Source organism: Streptomyces sp. NPDC059564, assembly GCF_042735575.1.
Taxonomy (GTDB): Bacteria; Actinomycetota; Actinomycetes; order Streptomycetales; family Streptomycetaceae; genus Streptomyces.
In genome coordinates this window covers 1-1,277 of sequence record NZ_JBHWBP010000698.1, presented here as the reverse complement: position 1 = coordinate 1,277, position 1,277 = coordinate 1, and the positions used below count along the sequence as shown (strand labels likewise).

The following is a 1,277-nucleotide window of genomic DNA, read 5'->3' as shown; positions in this document are numbered from 1 at the left end:
AGCCCGGCCACACAGGGCCCAACGTCGGTGGCCTGAAGGGGGACTTCCACCGGGTCACGATCACCCTGGAGGCATGCCAGGAGATCCCGGCCGGGTCGACACGCTCTTCGGGATCAACGTCCGGGGCACGTTGTTCACCGTCCAGAAGGCACTGCCTCTGCTCAACGACGGCGCCTCGGTGATCCTGAACGGCTCCACCAATGCGGACGTCGGCGCGGAGGCGTTCGGTGTCTACGCGGCTTCCAAGGCCGCCACCCGGTCCTTCGCCCGGACCTGGGCCAATGAGCTCAAGGGCCGCGGGATCCGGGTCAACGCCGTCACGCCCGGCCCGACCGACACCCCTGGCCTGTCCGGACTCGCTCCCGATCCGGAGCAGGCCGCCGGCCTGCGGCAGCACCTGGCGGCGCAGGTGCCGCTGGGTCGGCTCGGGCGCCCGGAGGAGATCGCCGCCGCCGTGGCTTTTCTCGCCTCCGAGCAGAGCAGCTTCATCACCGGTTCGAGCCTGTACGTCGACGGCGGCCTGAACCAGATCTGAGCGGATCAGCCCGCTGCGCCGTCCAGCACGTGGCTGTGGCGCAGTCGCAGTGCCCGTTCTGTGCTGGCCGCCAAGGTGGCGACGGCGATCACGATGCTGCCCCACGCCGGCACGTCGATGGGCGAGGTGAAGGTCCCGGTGTGCTGGGCGATGCCCTCAGCCCTGGTGAGCTGTTCGGCGAGTTGTGGGACGAGGACGGCCAGGGCGGCGACGAGCACGCACAGTGAGAGGAGACCGATGGTGCGGCTGAGCGCGGGGTGCGCCCGGTCGAGGCGCGCCCGGCGCCCCTCGGCGGAGTCGGGGTCCGGGACCAGCTGGAACTCAGGGCCTTCGTCGGTGACGTAGTGGCAGCGCTTGAGGCCGAATCCGCTCATCTTCACGTCGAGGGTGCCGCCCGGGACGGGGAAGACGGCAGGGAGCTTGGACACGGCGTGCAGCCTGCCGTCGCGATACAGGTGGGCCTTGACGTTGCCGGACGACTGGTTCTGCCAGTGCCTGATGTCGAGGGCGTAGACCGTCGTCCGGCCGTAGTCGTCCGTGAGGCGCAGAGCGAACAGCGCGCGGAAAGGCAGCTGCCACCAGCGGAAAGGCTTCAGCTCTCGCCCGTCCCCGGGCATGACCCGCCGTACGGCACGACGCTGCCGCCACTGGTCGGCCCCTACAAGAACGGGGGCCGTGAGTGGGAGCCGAAGGGAGCTCCGGCCCAGGTCAAGACCCATGACTTCCTGGACCGGCAGGGACC

At 70.2% G+C, this 1,277-nt stretch carries 1 protein-coding gene and 1 pseudogene; one reads left to right on the top strand and one right to left on the bottom strand.

Annotated elements, in window-relative coordinates:
• Window positions 1–97: 97 nt before the first annotated feature.
• Window positions 98–535: pseudogene (locus tag ACFV0Q_RS41745) on the top strand (SDR family oxidoreductase); the annotation flags it as partial.
• 5 nt (window positions 536–540) lie between these two features.
• Here ACFV0Q_RS41745 and ACFV0Q_RS41740 read toward each other — a convergent pair.
• Entirely contained in the window at window positions 541–1,152 is a 612-nt protein-coding gene (locus ACFV0Q_RS41740) for a hypothetical protein (RefSeq protein ID WP_385013348.1), read from the bottom strand.
• Window positions 1,153–1,277: the final 125 nt, after the last annotated feature.

Excerpts from the sequence above, each read along its gene's own strand:
- ACFV0Q_RS41740 (WP_385013348.1), bottom strand. The coding sequence starts at position 1,152 with ATGCCCGGGGACGGGCGAGAGCTGAAGCCTTTCCGCTGGTGGCAGCTG.